This window comes from Pseudoalteromonas sp. SWYJZ98 (assembly GCF_015864495.1).
GTDB lineage: Bacteria > Pseudomonadota > Gammaproteobacteria > Enterobacterales > Alteromonadaceae > Pseudoalteromonas > Pseudoalteromonas distincta.
The window spans coordinates 1-5,409 of the sequence record NZ_JADYXA010000070.1; the positions used below are offsets into that span (position 1 = coordinate 1).

Annotated in this window: 5 protein-coding genes; all 5 read left to right on the forward strand. The window is 63.1% G+C overall.

Going from position 1 to position 5,409, the window contains the following annotated elements; genetic code table 11:
- The first annotated feature begins 165 nt into the window (after positions 1 to 165).
- Positions 166 to 825, forward strand: coding sequence for a phage tail protein (locus I6F10_RS19540; protein ID WP_114488105.1), 660 nt, complete (start codon positions 166 to 168; stop codon positions 823 to 825).
- The gene (locus I6F10_RS19545) at positions 822 to 1,316 is read left to right on the forward strand and encodes a hypothetical protein (protein WP_114488106.1); all 495 of its coding nucleotides are present in this window, start codon (positions 822 to 824) and stop codon (positions 1,314 to 1,316) included. Before I6F10_RS19540 ends, I6F10_RS19545 begins: the two co-directional genes overlap by 4 nt.
- 106 nt (positions 1,317 to 1,422) lie before the next feature.
- Positions 1,423 to 2,184 (forward strand): hypothetical protein, encoded by a 762-nt coding sequence (locus I6F10_RS19550; RefSeq protein WP_114488107.1) that lies wholly within the window; start codon positions 1,423 to 1,425, stop codon positions 2,182 to 2,184.
- 207 nt (positions 2,185 to 2,391) lie between these two features.
- A complete protein-coding gene (locus I6F10_RS19555) occupies positions 2,392 to 2,940 on the forward strand; it encodes a hypothetical protein (protein ID WP_114488108.1) in 549 nt (182 codons plus the stop codon).
- Positions 2,941 to 4,484: 1,544 nt separating this feature from the next.
- The coding region (locus tag I6F10_RS20565) for a tape measure protein (RefSeq protein ID WP_442960934.1) at positions 4,485 to 5,409 on the forward strand (925 nt) is incomplete at its 3' end.

The window sequence follows — 5,409 nt, forward strand, 5'->3', positions numbered from 1 at the left end:
CAACAGCGACGTGATCACCCTCGCTAAACGGCACAACCCCAAAGGCGGGGACTCTCTGAAATTCACGGGAACCGGGCCCCACGCGGGCCGCTCGTTCCGCCTCGAAACCATGATCGAGGACAACGGCTACTCCCGCCGCTACATCGTCATTGAGACGACGGTGCCATGACCAAAGCCCGCGACTACACGCTCAAGATCGACGCCTCCCAGGTAGTGAAACTGGGAGAACGACTCGCGCAGGCCAGCGGCGAAGAGATTGGCCGCGCGTCCGTCACCGCTTTGAACGAGGTGGTGGACCGCACATACGATCTGGCGCGCGACCGGATGATCGCCGGTATCAACCTGTCCGACGATTATCTGCGGCGTCGAATGACGCTCCAGCGCGCCACACCCGGCAAGCCGGTGGCGTCGATCACGGCCAGCGGTGCGCGCAACGCAACCACCGTGCTCGGGCGCTACGACGCCAAGCCGGTGATCGTAGCGAACAACAAAGGGCGGCCCGGAAAGGGCAACAAGGCCCTTGGCATCCCGTCGGGCCAGAAGCAGGTCGGTGTCACCGTTGAGGTGACCCGTGGGCAAACGAGTGACGGGTTTGTACCGCGCGGTTTCCTACTCCCGCTGAACCGAGGCACCGAGTCCGGTGGCAACGGCTTCGGCGTTTTCGCGCGTTCGCGCGACGGCAAGTTGCGCCACCGCTACGGCCCGTCCGTGTATCAACTGTTCGCCTACCAGGTCGAGCGCATCGTGAACGATGTGACCGACGACCTGGAAGACACCCTCGCCGCACAGGTTGACCTGGCGCTGCAGAAAGCCATCGAACCATGACCGCCACCCCCGCCATCTTCAAGAAGTCCTCCGACATCGCCGAGTATCTGACCACGGTACTGCAGGGCGTCACCAAGGCCAACGGCTACAAGACCGACCTCGGCACCACGGTGTACCGGGGCCGCCTGAAGCACGATGAGGACCGTGTGCCCTACGCCGTGCTTATCGAGGGTGAGGACCGCCCGCAGGAGAACGACGGCGGCCGACTGGACATCACCCTGGAGCAAGACTTCGTACTCGGCGCCTACGTGCACTGCAACGTGGACAACCCGAACGATGCCGCGCACGACGCGATCAAGGACATCAAGAAGGCGGTGTTCTCCAGCGACCTGGCCCGACGACCGATTGCCGGTGCGCGCGGGGCCAACGGCCGCGTAGCGAAGTTGAGCTACCGGGGGAAGGACATCGGCCCCCGCGCCGATGGCAAGAACATTGTGTTCGCCGTCGTGCACATCACGGTGGTGTTCGCCGAGAACCTGCTGGAAGCCTGAGTCCGAAATTGTGCCGCAGAGGTCGATTCGCCCTGTGCGATGACACTGCGAGCGTTGTAATCCGATCTTGCCGTGAGTGCGGCATGACATTCTCAAGGAGTTTCTCATGGCAGCACGCAGCTTCAATGGCGCTGGCGACGTTTACTTTAACCGTATGGTGGACGGCGTAAAGCAAGGTCTTGTCGGGCCGATCTACGCCGACAGTCTCTCGATCACCCCCAGCGTCGAAACGATCCAATCGACCAGCAAGGGCCGGTATGACTATGGTCAGGTGCTGGAGAGCGTGAACATCGCCCAACCGTCTGAGTTCTCCATGGCGCTTAAGGAAGTTACCGGCGACATCTTGACCATGGCCTTCCTCGGAACCTCTGCCGCGTTCACCGAAGCCTCCGGCACGCTGACGGGCTACGACCTGACTGTCACACAGGTGGGCACATGGCTCCCCATCGGCAAAAAGAATCTCGCCACACTGGTTACCGTTGAAGACGCGGCCACTGGTGGCGCCACGCTGATCGAAGGCACCGACTACAAACTGAACCGCCCCATGGGCTGGATCATGGCGCTGGCCGGGGGCGCTCTGGCGGTAAACGACCACGTTTTCATTACCTGCGCACATAGCGGTGCCACGGGCACGAACGTTAAGGGCTCCACCCGCACAGAAGTTCGCGTTGAAATCATTTTCGACGGTATCAACCAAGCTGACGGCACCCAGTGCACGGCAACGATCTGGGAAGCCATCCTGGCGCCAGACAGCGAGTTTGACTTCCTGGCGGATGACTTCGGGAACGTAAACCTGACGGGGACACTGAAGACCCCGGTCGGCAAGGACGCTCCGTACGAGGTGTTGATCCAAGACCCCGTGGCCTAAGCACTGCTGGTGTGGCGGGCCCGCCCGCAGCCCAAACCCGCCACGCGCCTTCAGCCTGGCGGGTTTTTTCATTCAAGGATCGTCATGCATAAATGCACCCGATGCGGGTTGACCAAGACCCCTAGTGAATTCTACAAAGCCACCAAGAATCCTTCGGGCCTGCAGTCCCGGTGCAAAGAGTGTTCGAAGGCGACAAACCGCGAGTGGATGGCGAAGCACCCGGAAAAAGCTGCGGAGTACACCAAGCGGTACGAAGAGAACAACGCCGAGCGTCGCAAAGAACTCCGCGCGATCAGTCGCGCGGCGTATGCCCCGCGTCGTCTTGAACTGGGACGCGCGCTGGAAGAGAAAAACCGCGCGAAGCGCAAGGCACAGGCCGACGCCCGTCGCGCGTCGATGCTTGATCGCCATAATGAAAAGTCGCGCCGTTGGCGCGCCGCGAACTTGGAAAAGTCCAAGGCCATCTTCAAGAAGTGGCGGGACGCCAACCCGGGCGTGATGGCGATGCATTCGGCGAAATGGCGCGCGGCCCTTTTGCAAGCAACCCCAACATGGGCCGACCAAAAGAAGATCGCGGAATTCTATGAGGCCGCCGACGGCCTGAGCATGCTCACTGGGGAGTGGTATCACGTGGACCACATCGTACCGCTGCAAGGTAAGACGGTGCGCGGCCTGCACTGCGAAGCCAACCTCCAAGTCCTGCCTGAAGCCGAGAACATCCGCAAAGGCAACCGCCACTGGCCTGACCAGCCCTGAAAGACACCATGGCTACTTCGAATCGTGATGTAACCCTCAAACTGAGCGTTGAGACCCTCGGTGAAGACGGTATCAAGGAACTGCAGAAGGCGGTTGAAGCTCTCGGGCGCGACGGCGGCGCAGCGGCGCCTGAGTTCCAGAAGCTCGCCGACGAGATCGGCCGCCTGGGCGAGCAGAGCCAAGCGCTGACCACGTTCCGGGAACTGAGCGAGGAAACCGACAAGCTGGCCGCGCGCCAAGTGGACGCCGCCGACAGCGCCGCGCAGATGGCCGAGCGGCTGGAGGTGTTGCGTGATGCCACTGCTAAGGCCACCCAGCGGCAGAGCGAGGCCAACGCCGAGTTGTTGAAGGGTCAGCGCACGCAAGCCGAGGCCACGGCAGCGTTGCGACTCCTGAAGGCAGAATACGACGCGGCCGGGAAGAACACTGCAGCCTACCGCGACCAACTGGCCGATGCGGTCAAAGCTCAGAACGCAGCAAACGTCGAACTCGTAACGCTGCGCGCCAACCAGAAGGCAGCCAACGCCGAAGCCTCGTCGGCCGTGGCCGAGCAAGGCAAACTGGAGACCCAGTACAAGAAGAGCGCGGCACAGGTCGAACGCCTGGACACCGCCCTGAACAAGCAGAACGAGGCGCTACGTCAGGCGACCACGGCGGCCGAGGCGCTGGGGCTGTCCACTGCAGACGTAGCTGCGGCTGAGGGCAAGCTGCAGGCGATCTTCAACTCTGGCGTTCAGACCGTAAACGCGCGCAACGCAGCGCTCCGCGAGATGGCAGAAGCCAACCGCCTGCTCGCCATCGAAGAGAAGGCAGTTGCAGACCTGCTGGCACGCGGCCAAGCGGCGCTGCAGGCCGAGACACTGGCCCAGCGCGATGCGGCGCGGGCCACGGAGCAGTACGCGGCCACAAAGCGCGAAGCGGCTGCGGCCAACGATGCCTGGCAGAAAGAGGCCGAGGCCCTGGTCAACGCGGCCCACGCCGCCCAGCAACTGGCCCGCGAGACCGAGATTTTGGCTGCGGCCCAGCGTGAACTCGCCAACCAGAACGCCTTCGAGAAGCAGGCCACCGAAGCGCAGAAACTGCTGCAGGCGGCCCAGTACGTCAAGTTCTGGGAGAACGCGCTGGAGCAGGCCGAGACCCAGGTCAAGCAGACCGCTGACGAAGCCCAGAAGGCTGCCCAGCGCATCGACAACGCCTTCGGCACGCTCGGCGTGCGCTCGGTGCAGGCCGTCCAGCAGGAAATCGCCGAGACACGCGCTGCGATGGCAACCCTGGCGACCACTGCCGGGCAGACGGGTGCACAGCTCTCCGGCGCCTTTGCTGCGGGCGAGAACAAGATCAAGGTGCTGGAGCGGGAAATCCGCGAGCTGACCGGCACGCTGACCACCGCCGACAAGGCGGCCGGCCTGTTCAAGAACTCGCTGGGCCAGATTGCGGCCGGCAACCTGATCGCGGACGCCGTGGGCGCGATTGTGGAGCGCGTCAAGGACATGGGTCGCCAGTTCATCGCCTCGGTCGTGCAGCTCGACACGTTCCGCCGGGCCATGAACGCTGTCTACAAAGACACCGCACTCGTCGCCAGCCAACTGGATTTCCTACGCAAGACCGCCAACGATAGCGGCGTGGGGGTGGGCGGCCTCAGCGACTCGTTCGTCAAGTTCTCGGCATCCATGAAGTCGGCCAACGTACCGGCGCAGCAGAGCAACGAGCTGTTCGCCTCGCTGACCCGCGCCGCAGGCTCGCTGGGCCTCGGCGCCGAGCGCACGTCCCTGGCCCTGGACGCACTCAGTCAAATAGCGTCCAAGGGCGTCGTTAGCATGGAAGAGCTGCGACAGCAATTAGGGGATTCCCTACCTGGTGCGCTCAGTTTGACGGCCAAGGGGCTCGGAATCACCGACGCCGAACTGGTCAAACTGGTNGAGCTGCGACAGCAATTAGGGGATTCCCTACCTGGTGCGCTCAGTTTGACGGCCAAGGGGCTCGGAATCACCGACGCCGAACTGGTCAAACTGGTGGAGTCAGGCAACTTGGCAGCGCGCGACTTCTTCCCGTCGTTCACCAAGGGTCTGCAGGAACTGCACGGCGAGACAGAAGGCTTGGTGCCCACGTGGGAGCGCCTGAAGAACGCCTTCACACTGGCCGCCCAAAACGCTGGTGACGCCGGCTGGCTGGAAATCCTGACCATGGGGTTGCGCGGTCTGGGCCTGGCGGCAGGATCGGTACTGCTCCCGCTCAACGCCCTGTTTGAATTAATGGCGGGCCTGATCCGGTCTGGGGGAGCCTTGGTCGCAGCCATCGCCACATGGACAAACCCCATGGAGGCTTTGAGTGAAATCTGGGGACAGGCTGCGGATCGCCAGTCCAAGTTGACCGAGGCTTTCGACGCGACGATCAAGGGGGTCGCTCAGACAAGCGCCGCCACGACGCAACTGACCAGTAAAGTCCAAGAGACTATCACCTCGACCGACG

What these genes read in the sequence shown, in the direction of transcription:
- I6F10_RS19550 (WP_114488107.1), top strand. Translation starts at nt 1,423, where the DNA reads ATGGCAGCACGCAGCTTCAATGGCGCTGGCGACGTTTACTTTAACCGT.
- I6F10_RS19540 (WP_114488105.1), top strand. Translation starts at nt 166, where the DNA reads ATGACCAAAGCCCGCGACTACACGCTCAAGATCGACGCCTCCCAGGTA.
- I6F10_RS19545 (WP_114488106.1), top strand. Translation starts at nt 822, where the DNA reads ATGACCGCCACCCCCGCCATCTTCAAGAAGTCCTCCGACATCGCCGAG.
- I6F10_RS19555 (WP_114488108.1), top strand. Translation starts at nt 2,392, where the DNA reads ATGGCGAAGCACCCGGAAAAAGCTGCGGAGTACACCAAGCGGTACGAA.